Source organism: Streptomyces sp. TLI_105 (genome assembly GCF_900105415.1).
GTDB lineage: Bacteria > Actinomycetota > Actinomycetes > Streptomycetales > Streptomycetaceae > Streptomyces.
This window is the reverse complement of sequence record NZ_FNSM01000001.1, coordinates 6,647,224-6,669,156: the sequence shown is the minus strand read 5'-3', so window position 1 is coordinate 6,669,156 and position 21,933 is coordinate 6,647,224. Positions and strand designations below refer to the sequence as shown.

Sequence of the window (21,933 nt, the reverse complement as noted above, 5' to 3'; positions counted from 1 at the left end):
CCGGAGGCGTCGCGACGGGCGCCCGCGGCGGGGCGCAGACCACACGGGAGGGGCGGGGTGCCGTCGCGGCGGGAGGCCGGAGCTGCGCGCCGACTCCCGTGCCGGGCTCAGGAACTGACGCCCCGAAGGTGAAGCGCCTCCCGAGGAACGGGCCCACCGCTTCGGGCGGCCGCGAGGCGGGAGAATCAGGGCATGGGAAAAACGTATGAGCATATCGACGGGCGGCTTCGGGCCTTCATCGAGGAGCAGCCGGTCTTCTTCACCGCCACCGCCCCCCTCACCGGCGACGGTCACGTCAACCTCTCCCCCAAGGGCCGCCAGGGCACCCTCGTCGTGCTCGACGAACTGACCCTCGCCTACGTCGACTTCGGCGGCAGCGGCGCCGAGACGATCGCGCATCTGCGGGAGCCGGGGAACGGCCGGATCACGCTGATGTGGACCGCGTTCTCCGGGCCGCCGACCGTCGTGCGGGTGCACGGGACCGGGGAGGTCGTGCTGCGGGACGACCCGCGCTGGGGCGAGCTGTTCGCGCGGTTCCCGGCCGAGGCCGTCGAGGGGCAGGGCAGCGCGCGGGCGATCATCCTCGTGCACGCGCGGCGGGTCAGCGACGCGTGCGGGTTCGCCGTCCCGGTGATGGAGTACCGGGAGGACCGGTCGCTGCACGCCGAGTACTTCAACCGGAAGACGGACGAGGAGTTCAACGCGTACTGCGAGCGGAAGGACCACATCGGCAGCAGCCTCGACGGCCTGCCGGGGCTGCCGCTCCCGCTGCCCCCGCTGCCCGCCGAATAGCCCCGTACGACGGGCGGGGACCCGTTCGCGCCCCTAGCGTCGCGCCATGCGCATCCTTCTCGCCCTCGGCGCCGTCCTGCTCTCCTCCCCGGGCGTCCCGCCCGCACCCGTACCGCTGCCCGGGCGGATGGCCGACACCGGCGGGGGCTCCCAGCTGATCACCGCCGAGGCCCCGGACCCGGGCGCCACGACGGGGACGCTGACCTGGTGGGACCGGCGCGGTGGGCGATGGGTGGCGGCGGGGTCCGCGCCCGCCCGGTTCGGGGCGAGGGGGCTCGCCGAGGGCGCCTCGCGCCGGCAGGGCACGAACACCACGCCCACCGGGCTCTACCAGCTGCCGTACGCCTTCGGGGTGCGGGCGAGGCCCGCCGGGACCCGTTTCCCGTACGCCCGGGTCACCGGACGCTCCTGGTGGTGCCAGGACAACGCCTCCCGCGCGTACAACCGCTGGGTCGAGGGGCTGCCCCGCGACTGCCGGGCCGCCGAGGCCGAGCATCTCGCCGCGTACGGCACGCAGTACGCGTACGCGCTCGTCATCGGCTTCAACTACGAGCGTCCGGTGCGCGGGCGCGGGGCCGGGATCTTCCTGCACGTCGACGGGCGCGGGGCGACGGCCGGTTGCGTCTCCGTGCCGGCCGGCGCGATGCGCGCGGTCCTCGCCTGGGCGGATCCCGCGCGCCGACCGCACATCGCCGTCGGAACGCGGGGCGGTCCGACGGCGATCACGCGTTACTGAGCCGGGTCGCCTACTTCTGCGCCAGCTTCAGCAGGTGGTCGGCGAGTGCCTGTCCGCCGACCGGGTCGCGGCTGATGAGCAGCAGGGTGTCGTCACCCGCGATGGTGCCGAGGATGGCGTGGAGTTCGGCCTGGTCGATGGCCGACGCGAGGAACTGGGCGGCGCCCGGCGGGGTCCGCAGCACCACGAGGTTGGCGGAGGCCTCGGCGGAGATCAGCAGCTCGCCGGAGAGGCGGCGCATGCGCTCCTCCTTGGCGGACTCGCCGAGCGGCGCCTGCGGGGTGCGGAAGCCGCCCTCGCTGGGCACCGCGTAGATCAGCTCGCCCCCGGTGTTGCGGATCTTCACCGCGCCGAGCTCGTCGAGGTCGCGGCTGAGCGTCGCCTGGGTGACGCTCAGTCCGTCGTCCGCGAGGAGCTTGGCGAGCTGGCTCTGCGAGCGCACCGGCTGCCGGTTGAGGATGTCGACGATCCTGCGGTGGCGTGCGGTGCGGGTCTGCGGAACGGACGGCCCGCCGTGCTCGTTCTCCTGCGCGTCGGTCATCGTCGTCTCATTCTCCGGTTCGTCCTTGCCCGTTCGCCTCGTCCAGGACCCCGGGCAGGGCCTGGAGGAAGGCGTCCGCCTCGGCGTCGGTGAGGACCAGCGGAGGCATGATCCGTACGACGTCGGGGGCGGGCGCGTTCACCAGGAGGCCGGCGTCCTGGGCCGCCTGCTGCACCTGGGGTGCGAGGGGCCCGGTGAGCACGATACCCAGCAGGAGGCCCGCACCACGGACGTGGGAGACCAGTGGATGCCCCAGACCCTCGATTCCCTGGCGCAGCCGCTCCCCCACCGACTTCACGTGGTCGAGGGCCGCGTCGGCGCCGAGGGTGTCCAGGACGGCGAGTCCGGCGGCGCAGGCGACCGGGTTGCCGCCGAAGGTGGTGCCGTGGTGGCCGGGCGCGAAGAGCTCCGCGGCCTCGCCGAAGGCGACCGTCGCGCCGAGGGGAAGGCCGCCGCCGAGGCCCTTGGCGAGGGTCACGACGTCGGGCTCGACGCCCTCGTGGGCCTGGTGTTCGAACCAGTGGCCGCACCGGCCGATGCCGGTCTGGACCTCGTCGAGGACGAGCAGGGTGCCGGTGGCGCGGGTGATCTCGCGGGCGGCCCCGAGGTAGCCGGCCGGCGGGACGACGACGCCGTTCTCGCCCTGGACGGGCTCGATGATGACGAAGGCGGTGTCCTCGGTGACCGCGGCCCGCAGCGCCTCCACGTCCCCGTACGGGACATGGGTGACCTCGCCGGGGAGCGGCAGGAACGGGGTCTGCTTGCCGGGCTGGCCGGTGAGCGCCAGGGAGCCCATGGTCCGGCCGTGGAAGCCGCCGTCGGTGGCGACCATGTGGGAGCGGCCGGTGAGCCGGCCGATCTTGAACGCGGCCTCGTTGGCCTCGGCGCCCGAGTTGCAGAAGAAGACCTTGCCGGGCCGGCCGAAGAGGCTCAGGAGCCGCTCGGCGAGGGCGACGGGCGGCTCGGCGACGAAGAGGTTGGAGACGTGACCGAGGGACGCGATCTGCCGCGACACGGCCTCGACGACCGCCGGGTGGGCGTGGCCGAGGGCGTTGACGGCGATGCCGCCGACGAAGTCCAGGTACTCCTTGCCGTCGGCGTCCCAGACCTTGGCGCCCTCACCGCGGACGAGCGGCAGCCGGGGGGTGCCGTAGTTGTTCATGAGCGAGCCCTGCCACCGCTGGGTCAGCTCGGTGTTGCCGGTCATCGGTCCCCCTGTCCGTCCGGCACGACCATCGTGCCGATGCCCTCGTCGGTGAAGATCTCCAGCAGGATCGAGTGCTGGACCCGGCCGTCGATGACGCGGGCCGTGGTGACCCCGTTCCGTACGGCGTGCAGGCAGCCCTCCATCTTGGGGACCATCCCGCTGGAGAGGTCGGGCAGGAGCTTCTCCAGCTGGCTCGCGGTCAGTCTGCTGATGACCTCGTCGCTGTTCGGCCAGTCCTCGTAGAGGCCCTCGACGTCGGTCAGGACCATCAGGGTCTCGGCACCCAGCGCCGCAGCGAGTGCCGCAGCCGCCGTATCAGCATTGACGTTGTAGACATGTCCGTCGTCCTGGGAGCGGGCGATGGAGGAGATGACCGGGATCCGGCCGTCCTCCAGGAGCGCCTCGATGGCTCCGGTCTCGATGGCGGTGATCTCGCCGACGCGGCCGATGTCGACGCGCTCGCCCTCGATGACCGGCTCGTGCTTGGTGGCGGTGATGGTGTGGGCGTCCTCGCCGGTCATGCCGACGGCGAAGGGGCCGTGCTGGTTGAGCAGCCCGACGAGCTCGCGCTGGACCTGGCCGGCGAGGACCATCCGTACGACGTCCATGGCCTCGGGGGTGGTGACCCGGAGGCCGGCCTTGAACTCGCTAACCAGGCCCGCCTGGTCGAGGGCGCGGTTGATCTGGGGGCCGCCGCCGTGCACGACGACCGGCTTGAGGCCGGCGTGCCTCAGGAAGACGACGTCCTGGGCGAAGGCGGCCTTGAGGTCGTCGTCGATCATGGCGTTGCCGCCGAACTTGATGACGACGGTCTTGCCGTGGTGGCGGGTGAGCCAGGGCAGGGCCTCGATCAAGATCTGGGCCTTCGGGAGGGCGGTGTGCTTCCGCGCGGTGTTGGTCATGAGGAGTACGCGCTGTTCTCGTGGACGTAGTCGGCGGTGAGGTCGTTCGCCCAGATGACGGCGGACTCCGTGCCGGCGGCGAGGTCGGCGGTGATGGTGACCTCCCGGTAGCGCATGTCGACGAGGTCGCGGTCCTCGCCGACGGAGCCGTTCTTGCAGACCCAGACGCCGTTGATGGCGACGTTCAGCTCGTCGGGCTCGAAGGCGGCGGAGGTGGTGCCGATGGCGGAGAGCACCCGGCCCCAGTTGGGGTCCTCGCCGTGGATGGCGCACTTGAGGAGGTTGTTGCGGGCGATGGAGCGGCCCACCTCGACGGCGTCGTCCTCGGTCGCGGCGTTGACCACCTCGATGCGGATGTCCTTGCTGGCACCCTCGGCGTCGCCGATGAGCTGCCGGGCGAGGTCGTCGCAGACGGCCCGTACGGCCTCGGCGAACTCGTCCTGCGCGGGGGTGACGCCGGCGGCGCCGGAGGCGAGGAGGAGGACGGTGTCGTTGGTGGACATGCAGCCGTCGGAGTCGACCCGGTCGAAGGTGAGCCGGGTGGCGGTCCGCAGGGCGGAGTCGAGGCCCCTGGCGTCGACGTCGGCGTCGGTGGTGAGGACGACGAGCATGGTGGCGAGGCCCGGGGCGAGCATGCCCGCGCCCTTGGCCATGCCGCCGACCGTCCAGCCGTCCTTCGTCACCACGGAGGTCTTGTGGACGGTGTCGGTGGTCTTGATGGCGATGGCGGCCTTCTCGCCACCGTGCTCGGAGAGTTCGGCGGCGGCCGTCTCGACGCCGGGGAGCAGCTTGTCCATGGGGAGCAGGACGCCGATGAGGCCGGTGGAGGCGACGGCGACCTCCCCGGCGCCGATGTTCAGGACCTCCGCCACCTTCTCGGCGGTGGCGTGGGTGTCCTGGAAGCCCTTGGGGCCGGTGCAGGCGTTGGCGCCGCCGGAGTTGAGGACGACGGCGGTCAGCTCGCCGCCGGCGAGGACCTGCTGGGACCAGAGGACCGGGGCGGCCTTGACGCGGTTGGAGGTGAAGACTCCCGCGGCGGCGCGGCGGGGCCCGGTGTTGACCACGAGGGCCAGGTCCGGGTTGCCGTTCTGCTTGATCCCGGCGGCGATGCCCGCCGCCGTGAATCCCTTCGCTGCGGTGACGCTCATGGAGCGACTCCAATCGTGGAAAGTCCGGTGTCCTCGGGGAGACCGAGGGCGATGTTCATGCTCTGCACCGCGCCGCCGGCGGTGCCCTTGGTGAGGTTGTCGATGGCGCTGATGGCGATGATCCGGTTCGCGTTCGCGTCGTACGCGACCTGCACCTGAACGGCGTTGGAACCGTAGACGGACGACGTCGCCGGCCACTGCCCCTCGGGGAGCAGACGGACGAAGGGCTCGTCCGCGTAGGCCTTCTCGTACGCGGCCCGTACGGTCTCGGCGGTGACGCCGGGCTTCGCCGAGGCGGTGCAGGTGGCGAGGATGCCGCGGGGCATCGGCGCCAGGGTGGGCGTGAAGGAGACGGTGACCCGCTCCCCCGCCGGACCGCTGAGGTTCTGGATCATCTCGGGCGTGTGGCGGTGGCCGCCTCCGACGCCGTACGGGGACATGTTGCCCATGACCTCGCTGCCGAGCAGGTGCGGCTTGAGTGCCTTGCCGGCGCCGGAGGTGCCGGAGGCGGCGACGATCACGGCCTCGGGCTCGGCGAGGCCGGCCGCGTACGCCGGGAAGAGCGCGAGCGAGACGGCGGTCGGGTAGCAGCCGGGGACCGCGACGCGCTTGGACCCCTCGAGCGCGGCGCGGGCGCCCGGCAGTTCGGGGAGGCCGTAGGGCCAGGTCCCGGCGTGCGGAGAGCCGTAGTACGTCTCCCAGTCGGCCGGGTCCTTGAGGCGGAAGTCTGCGCCCATGTCGACGACGAGCACGTCGGGCCCGAGCTGCTCGGCGACGGCGGCGGACTGGCCGTGCGGCAGCGCGAGGAAGACCACGTCGTGTCCGGCGAGCTCCTCGGCGGTGGTGGGCGCGAGGACGCGGTCGGCGAGCGGGAGCAGGTGGGGCTGGATGGCCCCGAGCCGCTGGCCGGCGTTGGAGTGGCCGGTCAGCGTCCCGATCTCCACGTGGGGGTGGGCGACGAGGAGACGCAGGAGCTCTCCGCCCGCGTATCCGCTCGCACCCGCCACTGCTACTCGTACCGTCATCGAAACCCTCCTCATGGATGGCATGACTATACGTACCCGCGAACTTTTATGCAACGATCACCGGACGGGCGGGGCCGGCGGGCCGCGCGCCCGGACCTCGCCCGGTGCCGCCGCGCGCCCGGCCCTCATCCCGCGTCGGCGCGCGTCCGACCCCCATCCCGTGCCGCCGCGCACCCGGTCCCCGTCCCGCGCCGCCGCGCGCCCGACCCTTACCCGGTGGCCCGGCGCGGCACGGCCTGCCAGGGTGGCCCCATGAGCCCCGAGCCCGCGCACCCCGGACCGGTCCGCCACCACGACCACGGCACCTGGCTCGTCCGCTTCACCGGGCGGATCCTCGTCGCCTGCCCGAGGTGCGGCGGTCGCGCGCTCGTCACCCCCCGGCTCGACCTCCCGGAGCCGCGGCACCTGCTCTTCGAACCCCGTCGCCTCACCTGCGGGGGCTGCGGGGCGGTCGCCGAGTGGGCGGCCGAGCAGCGGGGCGCCGCCCTGGTCGGCGTGGCGCCCGGCGGCACGGAGGACCCCTTCTTCCGGCGGCCGCTCTGGCTGCAGACCCGCTGCGCGGGACGCGTCCTGTGGGCCTACGACGAGGAGCACGTCGACGCGCTCGCCGCCTACGTGGGCGCGCGGCTGCGCCATCGCCACGCCTCCCCGACCCTGGCGATGTTCGCGCGACTCCCGGCCTGGATGAAGTCCGCGGCCCGCCGCGACGAGGTCCTGGCCGGCCTGGCGGCCCTCCGGGCCCTCGCCCGGCGCTCGGCCCCCGCCGACCGCTCCGACGCGGCCCACGAGCGCGCCGACCGGCCGCGTCACCACGGCAGCGTGCTGTTCCGGGGCGGTCCGTACTGGTCCGCACCGGAAGGCACGAGCTCCTCGCAAGCCACCCCTTTGCATGACCATGCGCGATGATGCATACTCTTCCCATGTCCAAGGTCCTCACCTCCCTGCCCGCCGGCGAGCGCGTCGGCATCGCCTTCTCCGGCGGCCTCGACACGTCCGTCGCCGTCGCATGGATGCGCGACAAGGGCGCCATCCCGTGCACCTACACCGCCGACATCGGCCAGTACGACGAGCCCGACATCGCCTCGGTGCCCGGCCGCGCGAAGACCTACGGTGCCGAGATCGCGCGCCTGGTCGACTGCCGCGCCGCGCTGGTCGAGGAAGGCCTTGCCGCGCTCACCTGCGGCGCGTTCCACATCCGCTCGGGCGGCCGCGCCTACTTCAACACCACCCCGCTCGGCCGCGCCGTCACCGGCACCCTGCTGGTCCGGGCGATGCTCGAGGACGACGTCCAGATCTGGGGCGACGGCTCGACCTTCAAGGGCAACGACATCGAGCGGTTCTACCGCTACGGCCTGCTCGCCAACCCGCACCTGCGGATCTACAAGCCCTGGCTGGACGCGGACTTCGTGACCGAACTGGGCGGCCGCAAGGAGATGTCGGAGTGGCTGCTCGCCCATGACCTCCCCTACCGGGACAGCACCGAGAAGGCGTACTCCACCGACGCCAACATCTGGGGCGCCACCCACGAGGCCAAGACCCTGGAGCACCTGGACACGGGCGTCGAGACCGTCGACCCGATCATGGGCGTGAAGTTCTGGGACCCCTCGGTCGAGATCGCCACCGAGGACGTCACCATCGGCTTCGAGCAGGGCCGCCCGGTGTCGATCAACGGCAAGGAGTTCCCCTCCGCCGTCGACCTGGTGATGGAGGCCAACGCCATCGGCGGCCGCCACGGCATGGGCATGTCCGACCAGATCGAGAACCGGATCATCGAGGCCAAGAGCCGCGGCATCTACGAGGCCCCCGGCATGGCCCTGCTGCACGCCGCGTACGAGCGCCTGGTCAACGCGATCCACAACGAGGACACCCTCGCCCAGTACCACAACGAGGGCCGTCGTCTCGGCCGGCTCATGTACGAGGGCCGGTGGCTGGACCCGCAGGCCCTCATGGTCCGCGAGTCCCTCCAGCGCTGGGTCGGCGCGGCCGTCACCGGCGAGGTGACGCTGCGGCTGCGGCGCGGCGAGGACTACTCGATCCTCGACACCACGGGCCCGGCCTTCAGCTACCACCCGGACAAGCTGTCCATGGAGCGCACCGAGGACTCGGCCTTCGGCCCGGTGGACCGGATCGGCCAGCTCACCATGCGCAACCTCGACATCGCCGACTCCCGCGCCAAGCTGGAGCAGTACGCCGGCCTCGGCCTGATCGGCACCGGCAGCCCCGCCATCGGTGCCGCCCAGGCGGCCGCGACCGGGCTGATCGGCACCATGCCGCAGATGCCCGAGGGCGGCGCCGAGGCCATCGCCTCCCGCGGCGAGGTCTCCGAAGACGAGGAGATGCTGGACCGGGCCGCGATGGAGTTCGGCACGGACTGACGCACGGCACCACCCTCCTGGAAGGCCGGTTCGACACCTTTGTGTCGGACCGGCCTTTTTTGTGTCGGACCGGCCTTTCCGCTGCCCGGGCGCCGGTCCCGCGAGCTCCCGGAACGGTCGCTGTCACATCCCGACGGGTCCTCGCGTCAACGCGGTGACGGGACCGACGAGGAGTGAGACGCCATGCACGACGACACGTTTCTGACCGCCCTGACCGGGCGGTTCGACGCCCACGAGGAGCAGCTGCGGGCCGTCGCGCTGCGGATCACGGGCTCCCCGGCGGAGGCCGAGGCGGCGCTCGCGGCGGCGCGGGCGGATCTCGGGCGGGACGACGGTGCGACGGTACGCGCCTGGCTCACGGCGGCCGTGGGCCAGGCGTGCGTGCGGGGACTCCAGGAGCGGGGAGCGGAGGGACGGCGGGGCGGGGGGCCTGACGGGGGCGGGCGGGTGCCATGGGCCGGGGACGCGGGCGCCGGGAGCGGTGGGGGCCCGCGCCGCGACGTGGACTCCCTGTGGCTGGCGTTGCTCGTGATGCTGGAGAGGCTCGGGGGTGACGAGCGGCTCGCCTATGTCCTGCACGATGTGTTCGGGCTGCCCCCGTACGAGACCGCGCGGATCATCGGCGGCTCCCCTGACGCGGCGGCGCGGCTGGCCCGGCGGGCGCGGGAGCGGCTCCGGGGCGGCGGGGCGGCCCGCCCCGAGGGCGAGCGGGGACGGCAGCGCGCGGTGGTGGACCGGTTCCTGGCGGCCGCACGCGCGCGTGACACCCGTGCGCTGGTGGCCGTCCTCGACCCGGACGTCGTGGCGTACTCCGAGGGCGGCCCGGTGCACGGGGTCGCCGCGGTCGCCGAGACGGCCGCCGCCTTCGCGCGGTGCGCGGACGTGTCCCGGCCCGCGCTGGTCGACGGGGCCGTCGGCGCGGTCGGTTTCGCCGCCGGCCGACCGGTCTCGGCGGTCGGTGCCACCCTCCGCCGAGGGCGCATCGTCGCCCTCGCCCTGACCAGCGGGGAGGACCGGGTGCGCGCCCTCGACCTGGCCTTTCCCGACAGCTGAGGCACGGGCCGGGAGAAATTCCGGTGCACTCGACGGGGCGACTCCGTTAGCCTCGGTGGCATGTCGACGCCCCGAATCTCCTAGCCGAGGACCCGCACTCACGCCACCCGTGTGTCCTCGACCTCCTTCGGAGCGTTACCCCATGATCACCGTTCGTGGTGCCGACGTGCGCGTCGGCGCCCGGCTCCTGCTGTCCGGCGTCTCCTTCCACGTCGCCCCCGGCGACCGGATCGGCCTCGTCGGCCGCAACGGCGCCGGCAAGACCACCCTCCTCGACACCCTGGCCGGGCTGCGCGCCCCGGCCGCCGGCACCGTCACCCGTACCGGCTCCGTCGGCCATCTCGCGCAGGATTCCCGGGCCGCCGACCCCACCGTGACCGTCACCGACCGGATCCTCTCCGCGCGCGGCCTCGACCGGGCGGCCCGGCGGCTCGCGGAGGCCGCCCGCCGGCTCGGCGAGGCGCCCGACGCGCGGGCGCTCGCCGCGTACGACGCCGCCGAGACCGCCTTCGAGGCGGGCGGCGGGTACGCGGCGGAGGCGGAGGCCGCCCGGGTCGCCGCCGGCCTCGGCCTGCCCCACGCGCTCATGGACCGGCCCGTCGGCCGGCTGTCCGGCGGCCAGAAGCGCCGGGTCGAGCTGGCCAGGATCCTCTTCGCCGGTCACGGCCGGGACGGCACGCTGCTGCTCGACGAGCCGACCAACCACCTGGACGCCGACTCGATCGGCTGGCTGCGCGGCCACCTCGCCGCCCACCGGGGCGGGCTCGTGCTGATCAGCCACGACGTGCGGCTCCTCGCCGACACCGTCACCCGGGTCTTCCACCTCGACCCGCAGCGCGCCTCGCTGGACGTCCACAACACCGGCTGGGACGCGTATCTCGCCCAGCGGGGCGCCGATGAGCGGCGCCGGGTGCGCGAGCGCGCCAACGCCGAGCGGAAGGCGGCCGCCCTGCACGTGCAGGCGGACCGCATGAAGTCCCGGGTGGCGACGGCGACGACCGCCCGCAGCATGGCGCGCCGGGCCGACCGGATGCTCGCCGGGCTCGACCCGGCACGGCGGGCCGAGCGGGTCGCCCGCATCCGGCTGCCCGAGCCCGCCCCCTGCGGCCGGACGCCGCTGGGCGCCGTGTCGCTCACCAAGACGTACGGGGAACGGCCGGTCCTCGACGGGGTGGACCTGGCCGTGGACCGGGGCAGCCGACTGGTCGTCCTCGGGCACAACGGGGCCGGCAAGACGACCCTGCTGCGGCTCCTCGCCGGACAGGAGACTCCCGACGCGGGCCGGGTGGTGCGCGGGCACGGACTGCGGCTCGGCTACTTCGCCCAGGAGCACGAGACGCTGGACCCGGCGCGCACGGTCCGGGAGAACCTGGCGACGGCGGCCCCGCATCTGACGGACGGTGAGGTACGGGCGGTGCTCGGCGCGTTCCTGTTCCGGGGCGACGACGCCGACAAGCCGGCCGGGGTGCTGTCCGGCGGCGAGAAGACACGGCTCGCCCTGGCCGCCCTGGTGCACTCCGGCGCGAACGTGCTGCTCCTCGACGAGCCCACCAACAACCTGGACCCGGCGTCGCGCGACGAGGTCCTGGCGGCCGTGGGCACCTACCCGGGCGCGATCGTGATGGTCACGCACGACGAGGGCGCACTCGACGCGCTGCGTCCGGAGCGGGTCCTGCTGCTCCCGGACGCGGACGAGGACCTGTGGAGCGCGGAGTACCGGGAGCTGGTCGCCCTGGCATAGGGGTCGCGGGGGGCGCCCGGGTGGGGGCGCCCGGGTGGGTGCGCGCTGGTGTGGCCCCGGATGTCGGGGGCGCGCCGGCCTGGGGAGCCCCGGGTGGCGGGCCCCTTCCCGAGAACCCGTCAGCCGGGGGTTCCCGGGGCGCGGCCCGGCGGGGCCGAGCGGGCCGCCAGTTCGTCGCGCCGACGGGTGAGGCGGGCGATCTCCTCGTCCAGGGCCGCGATCCGGCGGCTCACGACCGGGGACGCCCGCACGCAGACGCCCTCGGGGACCCGGCGGGAGCGGATCGTCTCCACGTCGAGGAGGGGCAGCCGGTCCACGCAGGCGCGGACGTCCTCGATCGTCAGGCCGAGGGCGAGGAGCTCCCGCACGACCCGGACGCGGGCGACGTCGTCCGGGCCGTAGCGCCGCTGGCCGGTGGGGGTGCGGTCCGGTGGCGGGAGGAGGCCCCGCTGCTCGTAGAGGCGCAGGGCCCGGGGTGTGGTCCCCGCCGCTGCCGCCGCGTCACCGATCCGCATGCCGACCGCCCTTCGTCGCGGCCGCGGCCGTGGCCACGGCCGTCGCCGTCACGGCAACTCGACCACGACCGCGCCGAGATGCCGTCCCTCCATCACCTCGCGCAACGCCGTGGCGGCCCGATCCATGCCCGCCACCCTGACGTGCGGGAAGGTGATCGCGCCGGCGCGCAGCCAGTCGCCGAACCGGGTCCGCCACTCGGCCTCCGTCTCCGGGTGGTCGAGCGGGCTGAAGCCGCGCAGGGAGATCCGCTTGAGGACGAGCGGGTACGAATCGAGCTCCACGCGCGCGGTGGTTCCGGTGCCCTCCGGATCGAGCTGGCCGGAGAGCGCGCCGACGAGGACGCCCCGCGCGCCGGGGCGGGCGGCGGCGACCGCCGCGCTCAACTGCTCGCCGCCGACCGTGTCGAGGAGGACGTCGAGGCCTTCCGGGGCGGCTTCGGCGAGCTGTGCGGCGAAGGGGGCGGGCGCGTCCCGGACGAGGGCCGCGTCGTAGCCGAGTTCGCTGACGAGCCGCTCGGCCTTGGCCGGTGAGCCGGTGCTGCCGATCACCCGGCCCGCGCCGAGGAGCCGGGCGATCTGGCCGGCCATCGTCCCGACGGCGCCGGCTCCGCCGGTCACGAGGACCGTGTCCCCGGCGCGCACCTCGGCGCCCCGGGTGAGGGCGGCGTAGGCGGTCCAGCCCTGGGAGAGGTGGGCGACCGGGTCGGGCAGCGCGTCGCCGAGGGGCGTGCAGCCGGCCGCGGACACGGCGGCGTACTCGCGCCAGCCCTGCCAGTGGCCGACGAGGTCTCCGGGGCGCAGGTCACTGCCGTCCGGAGCGGACACGACCTCGCCGACGGCCGCGCCGAAGAGGGGGTCGCCGGGTGCGACGGGCGGGAAGGGCGCGCCCTCCACCCCGCCGCCGATGAGGGTCCGCAGCGCGGCGGAGACCGCGAACCAGCGGTTCCTGACGAGCACTTCGCCGGGGGCGGGCACGGGCAGGGCGGTGTGGACGAGGGCGAGGTGCTCGGGTGCCGGGAGGCCGCGCTCGGGACGGGTGCGCAGCCTGATCTCGCGGTGGGTGGCCATGGGGCGCTCCAGGAGGAGGGTCGGGCAGGTCGGCGGGACCGTAAACCCTGACCCGCGCGTCAGGGTCAAGTCCGTGACGGGAGAGGGGAATCCCCGAGTGCCACCGCCGCCGGACACCCCCTAGCCTGGAGGCATGATCATCGATGCGCAGACGCGAGTACGGATCGCCCGCCCGTCGCGGGATCTCGCCGCCGCCGAGCGGTTCTACGTCGACGGGCTCGGCCTCGAGGTGCAGTGGCGGAGCGAGGGGCCGGTGCCCGGGAAGCACGATCTGCTCATGGTCGGGCCCCCGGAGGGGAGCTGGCACTTCGAGCTGACCTTCGATCCCGAGCACCCGATGGAGCCCACCCCGACCGTCGAGGACCTGTTCGTCGTCTACCTCGGCGCGCCCGTCGAGGAGGAGCAGGTGGAGCGGCTGCTCGCCGTCGGCGGGACGCGGGTGCCCGCGCACAACCCGTACTGGGACGAGCACGGCGTCACCGTCGCCGACCCCGACGGATACCGGCTCGTCCTGTGCTCGCGTAACTGGACCAGATGAACCGGACCAGGTGAACTAGGAGGTGCGCACTGCGCGCAGGACCACGAACTTGGCGTCGCTGGCGACGAGTTCGCTGTTGCCGAAGATCCGGCGGAGCGTGACGTGGTAGCCGAGGTGCCGGTTGCCGATGACCCACAGTTCGCCGCCGGGCCGCAGCGCGCGCCGCGCGTCCGCGAACATCCGGCGGGCGGTGCGGTCGGTGGTGGCCTGGTGGCTGTGGAAGGGCGGGTTGTTGAGGACGAGGTCCACCGAGCCGGCGGGCAGGGCGGTGAGCCCGTCGCCGACGAGGAACTCGGCCTTGCGGCCGGCGCCCACGTGGGTGCGGAAGTTCTCCTCGGCCGAGGCGACGGCCGGGTAGGACTCGTCGGCGAAGACCAGTTCCGCTTCGGGTTCGTGGAGGGCGATGGCGAGGCCGACGACGCCGTTGCCGCAGCCGAGGTCGGCGACCCGGGCCCGGCCGAGGCCGCCCGGCAGGTTGGCGAGGAAGAAGCGGGTGCCGATGTCGAGGCGGTCGGCGCAGAAGACCCCGGCGTGGTTGGTGACGGTCAGTCCGGGGAGGCCGGGCGCGGGGGTGTCGGGGGGAAGGTCGTAGCGGTACGGCCAGGGGTTCGGCCCGGGCGTGGCGGTCGGGTCGGGGGTGGTGTGGATCAGCCGGGCCTTCTTCACCGCGAGCGAGGTGCGGGTGGGGCCGAGGATCCGCTCGAAGAGCTTGAGCGTGGAGGTGTGGATGTCCTTGACCATGCCCGTGCCGACGATCACGGTGCCCTCGTGCACGGCGGGCGCGAGCCGGTGCAGCTGGTCCTCCAGGAGCGCGAGGCTCTTGGGGACCCGGACGAGGAGCACGTCGATCCGCTCGGGCGGCGGGTCCAGGGTGGTGAGCAGCCGGACGGCGTCCGGGGCGGCTCCGGCGCGCGCGAGGTTGGCCCGGGTCGCCTGCCCGCCGAGGTACGAGTCGGAGATCTGGACGAGTTCGCGGGGTCCCGCGGCCTGCAGTGCGGTGACGAGGGCTCCCCAGCGGTCCCCGAGGACGGCGACGGTGCCGGAGAGGTCGGTGCCGGTCTCGGCGAGGTGTCCGAGGAGGTATTCGTCGGACGCGTCCCAGGCGCGCAGCTGGTCGCGTGGGTCCTCGGGGAAACGGGTCAGCGTGAAGGCGCCCCATGACGTGCTCAAACGGTTCATCGTGCTCTCAGGCTAGCCGGTCGGGGCCGCCGGTTCTCGCGGTCAGGGCCTGTCGTTCGGATCAGGCCGGATCAGGGAGCGGGCGTGCCGGGCCCCGCGAGCCCGGCCTGATCCGAACGGCGCCCCCTAGCACGGGGCGGTGGCGAGGTGGAGGTGCCAGAGGCCGGGGCGGCCGGTGAGGGTGACGGTGGAGAGGGGGCGGACGTCCACGTTCCAGTAGGTGGCGGGCGGGGCTTTGAGGGCGTACACGAGGGCGGCCCGTACGACGGAGGGCTCGGCGACGGCGACGATGGAGCCGTCCTCGGCGGGGCGGGTGTCGAGCCAGTTCCCTATGCGGGTGATGAAGGCGAGGAGCGGTTCGCCGCCGTGCGGGGCCGTGCGGGCGTCGGTGAGCCAGGCGTCGACGGCGGCCGGTTCGAGGGCGGCGACCTCGGCGAGGGTCAGGCCGCGCCAGCGGCCCATGTCACAGTCCCGGAGCGCGGGCTGGGCGAGGGGTGCGTAGCCGAGGGCGGTGCCGGTGGCGCGGCTGCGGGGGGTCGGGGAGCAGTAGCGCAGTTCGGCCGCGCCGAGCGGGATGAGCGCGGGCGCGGCCTGCTGCACCTCGTACCAGCCGGCCTCGTCGAGCGGCCGGTCGTCGTCGAAGCGTTCGGCGAGCAGGGAGGAGCTGCGTGCCGCCGTGACGAGCGTCACCCGAAGACTCATGGCCGCGATCGTGAGGCCGGTGGCCCCGCTGGTCAAGGGGTTGTCTGCGGGGACCGGAGGGGGGCGGGTTCACTGCTGCCCGAGAGCCATCCACTTGTCCGGATTCCGCAGTGGCGTGAAACCCACCTTCTCGTACACGCCGTGCGCGTCGGCGGTGGCGAGCATGATGCGGCGCAGTCCGTAGGGGGCGAGGTGGTCGCGGACGGCGGTGACGAGCGCGGTGCCGAGGCCGGTGCCGCGGGCCGGGCGGTCGACGTAGACGTCGCAGAGCCAGGCGAAGGTGGCGTAGTCGGTGACGACGCGGGCGTAGGCGCTCATCTCGCCGGTCTCCCGGTGGTAGGCGCCGAGGTTCAGCGAGCCCGCGATGGCGCTGTCCTGCTTCTCCCGAGGTCGGCCGAGCGCCCAGTAGGCGTCGGTGGACAGCCAGTGGTGGACGCGGGCCGCGTCGATCCGGGCGGGGTCGGCTGAGATCTCGTACGCCCCGTGCATGACGGGGGTGCCGGGGGTGTCGTGGGTGGTGCTGTCGCTCATGGGTGAAGGCTTCCAGGGGGCGCGGGAGCTTGTCAGGCGAATTTGCCCCGGGCCAGGGACGGGAGGGCGGGCCGCGCCGGGCTCAGGCGCGGCCCGCCCCCGGTTCAGCCGGTCAGCTCGTCGACCGCCGTCCGCAGGCGGCGCACGCCCTCGACGATCTCCGTGGGGCCCGCGACACCCGCGAAACTCAGCCGGATGTGGCCGGCGGGGGGTTCGGCGCAGAAGTAGGGGCGGCCGGGGGCGGCGGTGACCCCGGCGCGCAGTCCGGCGGCGAGGAGGGAGGACTCGGGGAGGGTGTCGGGGAGGCGCAGCCAGAGCTGGTAGCCGCCGGAGGGGATGTACGGAAGGGCGAGCTCGGGGAGGTGGAGGGCGAGGGCGCCGGTCATGACCTCCCGGCGGTTCCTGAGCTCCTGGGCGACGGCGCGGAGGTGGCGGGGCCAGGCCGGGGAGCCGACGAGTTCGAGCGCGGCCTCCTGGAGGGGCCGGGGGACGAAGAAGCTGTCGACGACCTGGATGGCGCGCAGGCGTTCGAGGACGGGTCCGCGGGCGGCGAGGGCGCCGACGCGGAGGCTCGCCGAGGTGATCTTCGTGAGGGAGCGGACGTGGACGACGACGCCGTCGGGGTCCTCGGCGGCGAGGGGCGCGGGGAGCGGCGCGGCGTCCTCGTGGACGAGGCGGCGGGCGAAGTCGTCCTCGACGACGAAGGCCCCGGCGGCGCGGGCGATGCGGACGACCTCCCGGCGGCGATCGGGGCGCAGTGTGGTCCCGGTCGGGTTCTGGAAGAGCGGCTGGCAGACGAAGACGCGGGCGCCGGTGGCGCGGAAGGCGGCTTCGAGGAGTTCGGGGCGCACTCCGTCGGTGTCGGTGGGCACGGGGACGGGGCGGAGTCCGGCCGCGCGGGCGACGGCGAGCATGCCCGGGTAGGTGGGCGACTCGACGAGGACGGGGGTGCCGGGCGGGGCGAGGGCGCGCAGGGCGGTGCTGATCGCGGACTGGCCGCCGGCGGTGACGAGGACCTCGGCCGCGGTGACGCTGCCGCCGATCTCGCGGGCGAACCACTCGCGCAGTTCGGGCAGGCCGTCGGTGGGCGGTCTGCCCCAGGCGCCGGGGCGGCGGCCGGCCCGGGCGAGGGCGGCGGCTAGGGCGCTCTCGGGCTGGAGGGAGGGGTGGAGGTAGCCGCCGTTGAACTCGATCACGCCGGGCGGGGGCGCGGAGAGGGTGACGAGGACGCCGGAGGCGTCGACGGCCCGGGGGACGAGTTCGGTGGCGCTGTCGGCGCTGAGGGCGACCTCCTGCCAGGAGGTGTCGCCGGCGACGGGGGTGGGGGTGCGCGGTTGCGCGCGGAAGGCTCCGGCGCCGGGGCGGGTGACGACGAGTCCCTCGGCGGCGAGCTGGGCGAGGGCTCGGGTGACGGTGACCGGGGAGACGCGGTAGCGCTCGACGAGCGCCCGACTCGATGGCAGTTTCCCGCCTGGAGAGTAGCGGTCCAGTTCCGCCCTCAGGGATTTCGCCAATTCCGCCACACTGCTACGCTCATGCATGAGGACACAGAATAGCGCTACTCGCCGGACCACGATAGCGGTCACCGCCACCGGATCCCCCCGGACCGGGGCCATCGGCGCCGTCTCCGGGACCGGCGCCTCCGAGGCCCGCACCGGGTCCGCCGCCCAGGCCGCCGTCGACCCCCGGACCCGTGGCACGCTGCTCGCCGGGCTCGGCGTGATCTCCTTCTCCCTCACCTTCCCGTCGACCGTGTGGGGCCTGGAGAGCTTCGGCCCCTGGTCGCTGGTGGCCGTGCGCTCCACCCTCGCCGCGCTCATCGCCGGCGCCTTCCTCCTCGCGGGCCGGGTGCCGCTGCCCGAGCGGCGCCATTGGGCGGGCCTCGCGGTGGTGGCCTGCGGTGTCGTCATCGGCTTCCCGCTCCTGACGACGCTGGCCCTGCAGACCTCCACCACCTCGCACGCCGCCGTGGTCGTGGGCCTCCTGCCGCTCACCACCGCGACCCTCGCCGCCGTGCGGACCGGACGCCGGCCGTCCCGCGCCTTCTGGGTCGCGGCCGTCTCGGGCGCCGCGGTGGTGCTGGGCTTCACGCTCCAGCAGAGCGGCGGCTCGTTCTCCACCGGCGACCTGTACCTCTTCGGGGCGCTGCTCGTGTGCGCGGCCGGCTACACCGAGGGCGGCCGGCTCGCCGCGCTCATGCCGGGCTGGCAGGTCATCGGCTGGGCCCTGGTCCTCTGTCTGCCGCTGATGGTGGTCGCCTCGGCCGTCACGCTGTCGATCGAGCCGGTCCACCTGAACGCGCACGGCGTCATCGGTCTCGTCTGGGTCGCGGCCGGCTCCACCTTCTTCGGCCTGTACGTCTGGTACCGCGGCATGGCCGCGATCGGCATCCCCAAGGCCAGCCAGCTCCAGTTGGCCCAGCCGCTCCTCACCCTGTTCTGGTCGGTCTTCCTGCTCGGCGAGAGCCTGCCGCTGGCCGCCCCGGTCGCCGCGGTGGCGGTCCTGGTCTGCATCGCGGTCACCCAGCGGGCGAAGAGCTGACGCGACGGATCCGGGCGGAGCGGGTCACAATGGCAGACAGAGGCCCTGCGCAGTACAGGGCAGGACCGGCCCGGTCGCGAGGAGGTCAGCCTGATGCAGGCGAGCGTGGGCGACAAGCTGCTGGTACACGGCCGGACCGTCGGTCACCACGACCGCACGGCCCAGGTCCTGCAGGTACTGGGGGAGAACGGCACTCCCCCGTACCGCGTGAAGTTCGACGACGACGGCCACGAGGCGCTGATGTCCCCGGGCCCCGACACCGTCGTACGCCACCGTCCGGAGGCGGGGACGGGCTGAGCCCCCTATTTCGGCGGACGGGCCCTGGTCGGGTAGTGATCGGCCACCACGGTGGTCATCGCCCCGATCGGGTCCGCGGCGACCTCCTTCGCGGAGAAGTAGCAGTGACCGCCGACCGAGGGGTACGCGTGGGCCAGCTCCAGGTGGCGTGAGAGCTCCCCCGGGTCCTGCCAGGCCGCGGGCTGGGCGGGGTCGCCCGCCTTGTAGAGCGCCTCGCCGACGTAGAGCCCGACGCCCGTGTCCCGGACCACCGCGTCCCACCAGGGCAGCAGCTTGGCGTAGTCGGCGGCGGGCAGTCCGATGTTCCAGTAGAGCTGCGGCATCACGTAGTCGATCCAGCCCTCGCGGATCCACTTGCGGGTGTCGGCGTACAGGTCGTCGTACGTCTGGACGCCGGCGCGGGTGTCCGAGCCCTCCGGGTCGGTGGCGATGTTCCGCCAGACCCCGAAGGGGCTTATGCCGAAGGCCGTGTGCCGGTCGATCTCCTTGATCCGGGCGGACATCTCCGAGACCAGCAGGTCGGTGTTGTTCCGCCGCCAGGACGCCTTGTCGGGGAAGTCCCCGCCGTACCGCGCGTACGCCTCGTCGTCGGCGAAGACCTGCCCGGCCACCGGGTACGGATAGAAGTAGTCGTCCCAGTGCACGGCGTCGACGTCGTAGCGGCGCAGCGCGTCCAGCATCGCGTCCTGGACGAAGCTCCGGACCTCGGGCAGCCCGGGGTTGTAGTAGAGCTTGCCGCCGTAGGGCAGCACCCACTCCGGGTGGAGCCGGGCCGGATGGCCGGCGACGAGCCGGCTCGGGTCCGTGTGGTTCGCCACGCGGTACGGGTTGAACCAGGCGTGCAGTTCGAGCCCCCGGGCGTGGGCCTCGTCGACGGCCGTGCCCAGCGGGTCCCAGCCGGGGTCCCGGCCCTGCGTGCCGGTCAGGTACTGCGCCCACGGCTCGTACGGCGAGGGCCACAGCGCGTCGGCGGTCGGCCGGACCTGGAGGACCACCGTGTTGAGCCGGCGCTCGACCGCCGTGTCCAGGTGGCGGAGGAGCTCGGCGCGCTGCTGCCCGGCGGTCAGCCCGGCGCGGGAGGGCCAGTCGCGGTTGGCGACCGTCGCCAGCCACGTGCCGCGGAACTCCCGCCTGCGGTGCGGCTTGCCGTGCGCCGTGGAGGCGGCGTCGGCGGCCGTCGTCGCCGCCTCGTCCGTCGCGGGAAGCGCGGCACCTCTCGTGCCCGTCGCGGGGAGGGCCGCTCCTGTCGTTCCGGTCACGGCGAGCGCCGCTCCGGTGGCACCGGTCACGAACCCTCTTCTACCGAAAGGCCGCACTTGTCCCCCTCCTCTGTCGGATACGTCACACCCACCGGGACAGCATGCCCACCCGGGACGATCGATCATCGGTTAATGAGCGGTAACGTCGTGGGGGTAGAGGCGGACGCATCCGGAATCACACGGGCCCCCCGCCGCCGGAGAAGAGCGAAAGGCACGAGGTGACGGACTCCATGGCCGACATTGAGCGCGTCGGAGTGGTGGGCTGCGGCCAGATGGGCGCGGGCATCGCGGAGGTGTGTGCCCGGAGCGGGCTCGAGGTCAAGGTCGCCGAGACCACCGGCGAAGCGCTGGAGATCGGCCGCACGCGGCTCTACAACTCGCTGAACAAGGCCGCCGAGCGCGGCAAGATCAGCGAGGAGGAGCGGGACGCGACGCTCGCCCGCCTCAGCTTCACCACCGACCTGGGCGAGTTCGCCGACCGCGACCTCGTCATCGAGGCGGTCGTGGAGAACGAGCAGGTCAAGACCGAGATCTTCCAGGTCCTCGACCAGGTGATGACCCGGCCGGACGCCATCCTGGCCTCGAACACCTCCTCCATCCCGCTGGTGAAGCTGGCCGTGGCGACCTCCCGCCCCGACCATGTCATCGGCATCCACTTCTTCAACCCGGCCCCGGTGCAGAAGCTCGTCGAGCTGATCCCGGCCCTCACCACCTCCGAGGGCACGATCAGCCGGGCCCAGGCCTTCGCGGAGAAGGTGCTCGGCAAGCACGCGATCCGCGCCCAGGACCGCTCCGGCTTCGTGGTGAACGCGCTGCTCGTGCCGTACCTGCTCTCGGCGATCCGGATGTTCGAGTCGGGCATCGCGAGCCGCGAGGACATCGACAACGGCATGGAGTTCGGCTGCGCCCACCCGATGGGCCCGCTGAAGCTCTCCGACCTGATCGGCCTGGACACGATCGCGTCGATCGCCGACTCGATGTACTCCGAGTTCAAGGAGCCGCTGTACGCCGCTCCCCCGCTGCTCCAGCGCATGGTGGACGCCGGCCGGCTGGGCCGGAAGACGGGCTCGGGCTTCTACCCGTACTCCTGAAGCCCGTACTCCCGGAAGAGGAGTGCCCCCAGACCCGGAGTGACGGCGTCCGACCCCTGACGCCGTGACTCCGGCCGGACGGCCCGTACCCCCGCACAGGTACGGGCCGTCCGGCACATCGTGCTCCGCGTCTCAGCCGAGGCGCAGATGACGGAGCATCAGCAGTCCGGCGGCCGTGTTGGCGGCCGGGACCTCGCCCCGGGCGATCAGCTCGGGGATCTCCTTCAGCGGCACCCAGGCCCTTCGTGAGGACTCGAAGGCGTCCTCGGGCGGCCCCGTGTAGGTGGCCCGCTCCGCCCAGTAGAGGTGGTGGCGGGCGTCGGTGAGGCCGTTCGAGGGTTCGACGGTGAGGAGATGGCGCAGCGGCCCCGGCCGCCAGCCGGTCTCCTCCTCCATCTCGCGGGCGGCGGCGGACTCGATGTCCTCGCCGTCCTCGACGACGCCCGCGGCCAGTTCCCAGCCCCAGCTGTCGGTGATGAAGCGGTGGCGCCAGAGCAACAGGACTTCGTCGGCCTCGTTGACGGCCGTCGCGACGGCGACCGGGCGGAGCCGGATCAGATAGTGGTCGAGGTGGCGGCCGTCGGGGAGTTCGACGTCCGCGAGGTTCACCCGGAACCAGCGGTTCTCATAGACCGAGCGTTCGCTGAGTTTCGTCCACTGCACGTTTCTTGCCACCTTCCGATCGGTCGGTG

General features: G+C 73.6%; 23 protein-coding genes. 10 read left to right on the top strand and 13 right to left on the bottom strand.

What is annotated here, in order from left to right:
- Positions 1–192: 192 nt before the first annotated feature.
- Both BLW86_RS30515 and BLW86_RS30510 read left to right on the top strand, forming a co-directional pair.
- Positions 193–792 carry a pyridoxamine 5'-phosphate oxidase family protein gene (locus BLW86_RS30515; RefSeq protein ID WP_093877019.1) on the top strand — a complete coding sequence of 200 codons (600 nt, stop codon included), beginning with the start codon at positions 193–195 and terminating at the stop codon, positions 790–792.
- Between the two features lie 46 nt (positions 793–838).
- On the top strand, positions 839–1,528 hold the full coding sequence (locus BLW86_RS30510) for a L,D-transpeptidase family protein (RefSeq protein ID WP_093877018.1): 690 nt from the start codon (positions 839–841) through the stop codon (positions 1,526–1,528).
- Positions 1,529–1,538: 10 nt separating this feature from the next.
- Here BLW86_RS30510 and BLW86_RS30505 read toward each other — a convergent pair whose 3' ends face one another.
- Genes BLW86_RS30505 through argC form a run of 5 tightly spaced genes read right to left on the bottom strand, consistent with a single transcriptional unit; the run spans position 1,539 to position 6,351 of the window.
- On the bottom strand, positions 1,539–2,069 hold the full coding sequence (locus BLW86_RS30505; protein WP_030214728.1) for an arginine repressor: 531 nt from the start codon (positions 2,067–2,069) through the stop codon (positions 1,539–1,541).
- A 7-nt stretch (positions 2,070–2,076) separates the two neighbouring features.
- Positions 2,077–3,276, bottom strand: a complete 1,200-nt coding sequence (locus BLW86_RS30500) for an acetylornithine transaminase (RefSeq protein ID WP_093877017.1) — start codon at positions 3,274–3,276, stop codon at positions 2,077–2,079.
- Positions 3,273–4,178, bottom strand: a complete 906-nt coding sequence (argB, locus tag BLW86_RS30495) for an acetylglutamate kinase (RefSeq protein ID WP_093877016.1) — start codon at positions 4,176–4,178, stop codon at positions 3,273–3,275. Before argB ends, BLW86_RS30500 begins: the two co-directional genes overlap by 4 nt.
- Positions 4,175–5,326, bottom strand: a complete 1,152-nt coding sequence (gene argJ, locus BLW86_RS30490; RefSeq protein ID WP_093877015.1) for a bifunctional glutamate N-acetyltransferase/amino-acid acetyltransferase ArgJ — start codon at positions 5,324–5,326, stop codon at positions 4,175–4,177. The genes argB and argJ overlap by 4 nt, the downstream gene beginning before the upstream one ends.
- Entirely contained in the window at positions 5,323–6,351 is a 1,029-nt protein-coding gene (gene argC, locus BLW86_RS30485; protein WP_093877014.1) for an N-acetyl-gamma-glutamyl-phosphate reductase, read from the bottom strand. Before argC ends, argJ begins: the two co-directional genes overlap by 4 nt.
- A 252-nt stretch (positions 6,352–6,603) precedes the next feature.
- On the opposite strand from argC, the gene BLW86_RS30480 reads away from it, so the two are divergent.
- The 4 genes from BLW86_RS30480 (at position 6,604) to BLW86_RS30465 (ending at position 11,520) form a co-directional block, all read left to right on the top strand.
- Positions 6,604–7,257, top strand: a complete 654-nt coding sequence (locus BLW86_RS30480) for a hypothetical protein (RefSeq protein WP_093877013.1) — start codon at positions 6,604–6,606, stop codon at positions 7,255–7,257.
- 14 nt (positions 7,258–7,271) lie between these two features.
- On the top strand, positions 7,272–8,726 hold the full coding sequence (argG, locus tag BLW86_RS30475) for an argininosuccinate synthase (RefSeq protein WP_093877012.1): 1,455 nt from the start codon (positions 7,272–7,274) through the stop codon (positions 8,724–8,726).
- Between the two features lie 183 nt (positions 8,727–8,909).
- The gene (locus tag BLW86_RS30470) at positions 8,910–9,779 is read left to right on the top strand and encodes a sigma factor-like helix-turn-helix DNA-binding protein (RefSeq protein ID WP_093877011.1); all 870 of its coding nucleotides are present in this window, start codon (positions 8,910–8,912) and stop codon (positions 9,777–9,779) included.
- 142 nt (positions 9,780–9,921) lie between these two features.
- Complete coding sequence (locus BLW86_RS30465; RefSeq protein WP_177181789.1) at positions 9,922–11,520, top strand: ABC-F family ATP-binding cassette domain-containing protein; 1,599 nt, start codon at positions 9,922–9,924, stop codon at positions 11,518–11,520.
- A 119-nt stretch (positions 11,521–11,639) separates the two neighbouring features.
- Here BLW86_RS30465 and BLW86_RS30460 read toward each other — a convergent pair whose 3' ends face one another.
- Together BLW86_RS30460 and BLW86_RS30455 are read right to left on the bottom strand one after the other, a co-directional pair.
- Positions 11,640–12,035: a MerR family transcriptional regulator gene (locus BLW86_RS30460; protein WP_093877010.1), complete on the bottom strand. Its 396-nt coding sequence runs from the start codon at positions 12,033–12,035 to the stop codon at positions 11,640–11,642.
- A gap of 48 nt (positions 12,036–12,083) precedes the next feature.
- Complete coding sequence (locus BLW86_RS30455) at positions 12,084–13,103, bottom strand: MDR family NADP-dependent oxidoreductase (RefSeq protein WP_093877009.1); 1,020 nt, start codon at positions 13,101–13,103, stop codon at positions 12,084–12,086.
- 133 nt (positions 13,104–13,236) lie between these two features.
- Here BLW86_RS30455 and BLW86_RS30450 point away from each other — a divergent pair, with 133 nt between their 5' ends.
- Entirely contained in the window at positions 13,237–13,641 is a 405-nt protein-coding gene (locus BLW86_RS30450; RefSeq protein WP_093877008.1) for a VOC family protein, read from the top strand.
- A 15-nt stretch (positions 13,642–13,656) separates the two neighbouring features.
- Here BLW86_RS30450 and BLW86_RS30445 read toward each other — a convergent pair whose 3' ends face one another.
- The 4 genes from BLW86_RS30445 to BLW86_RS30430 form a co-directional block, all read right to left on the bottom strand.
- Complete coding sequence (locus BLW86_RS30445; protein ID WP_177181788.1) at positions 13,657–14,820, bottom strand: methyltransferase; 1,164 nt, start codon at positions 14,818–14,820, stop codon at positions 13,657–13,659.
- 126 nt (positions 14,821–14,946) lie between these two features.
- Positions 14,947–15,522 (bottom strand): histidine phosphatase family protein, encoded by a 576-nt coding sequence (locus tag BLW86_RS30440; protein WP_030691956.1) that lies wholly within the window; start codon positions 15,520–15,522, stop codon positions 14,947–14,949.
- 69 nt (positions 15,523–15,591) lie between these two features.
- The gene (locus BLW86_RS30435) at positions 15,592–16,053 is read right to left on the bottom strand and encodes a GNAT family N-acetyltransferase (protein WP_177181787.1); all 462 of its coding nucleotides are present in this window, start codon (positions 16,051–16,053) and stop codon (positions 15,592–15,594) included.
- Between the two features lie 104 nt (positions 16,054–16,157).
- Entirely contained in the window at positions 16,158–17,594 is a 1,437-nt protein-coding gene (locus BLW86_RS30430) for an aminotransferase-like domain-containing protein (protein ID WP_093877006.1), read from the bottom strand.
- Between BLW86_RS30430 and BLW86_RS30425 the strand changes: the two genes are divergently transcribed.
- Together BLW86_RS30425 and BLW86_RS30420 are read left to right on the top strand one after the other, a co-directional pair.
- The gene (locus BLW86_RS30425; RefSeq protein WP_093877005.1) at positions 17,593–18,594 is read left to right on the top strand and encodes a DMT family transporter; all 1,002 of its coding nucleotides are present in this window, start codon (positions 17,593–17,595) and stop codon (positions 18,592–18,594) included. The genes BLW86_RS30430 and BLW86_RS30425 overlap by 2 nt on opposite strands.
- Positions 18,595–18,687: 93 nt before the next feature.
- Positions 18,688–18,891: a DUF1918 domain-containing protein gene (locus BLW86_RS30420; protein WP_093877004.1), complete on the top strand. Its 204-nt coding sequence runs from the start codon at positions 18,688–18,690 to the stop codon at positions 18,889–18,891.
- 5 nt (positions 18,892–18,896) lie between these two features.
- Here the strand turns inward: BLW86_RS30420 and BLW86_RS30415 are convergent, their stop codons facing one another.
- Positions 18,897–20,180, bottom strand: a complete 1,284-nt coding sequence (locus BLW86_RS30415) for a glycoside hydrolase family 10-like protein (protein WP_093877003.1) — start codon at positions 20,178–20,180, stop codon at positions 18,897–18,899.
- 200 nt (positions 20,181–20,380) lie between these two features.
- Between BLW86_RS30415 and BLW86_RS30410 the strand changes: the two genes are divergently transcribed.
- On the top strand, positions 20,381–21,241 hold the full coding sequence (locus tag BLW86_RS30410) for a 3-hydroxybutyryl-CoA dehydrogenase (RefSeq protein ID WP_030691950.1): 861 nt from the start codon (positions 20,381–20,383) through the stop codon (positions 21,239–21,241).
- Positions 21,242–21,373: 132 nt separating this feature from the next.
- Here the strand turns inward: BLW86_RS30410 and BLW86_RS30405 are convergent, their stop codons facing one another.
- Positions 21,374–21,904 carry an NUDIX hydrolase gene (locus BLW86_RS30405; protein ID WP_093877002.1) on the bottom strand — a complete coding sequence of 177 codons (531 nt, stop codon included), beginning with the start codon at positions 21,902–21,904 and terminating at the stop codon, positions 21,374–21,376.
- Positions 21,905–21,933: the final 29 nt, after the last annotated feature.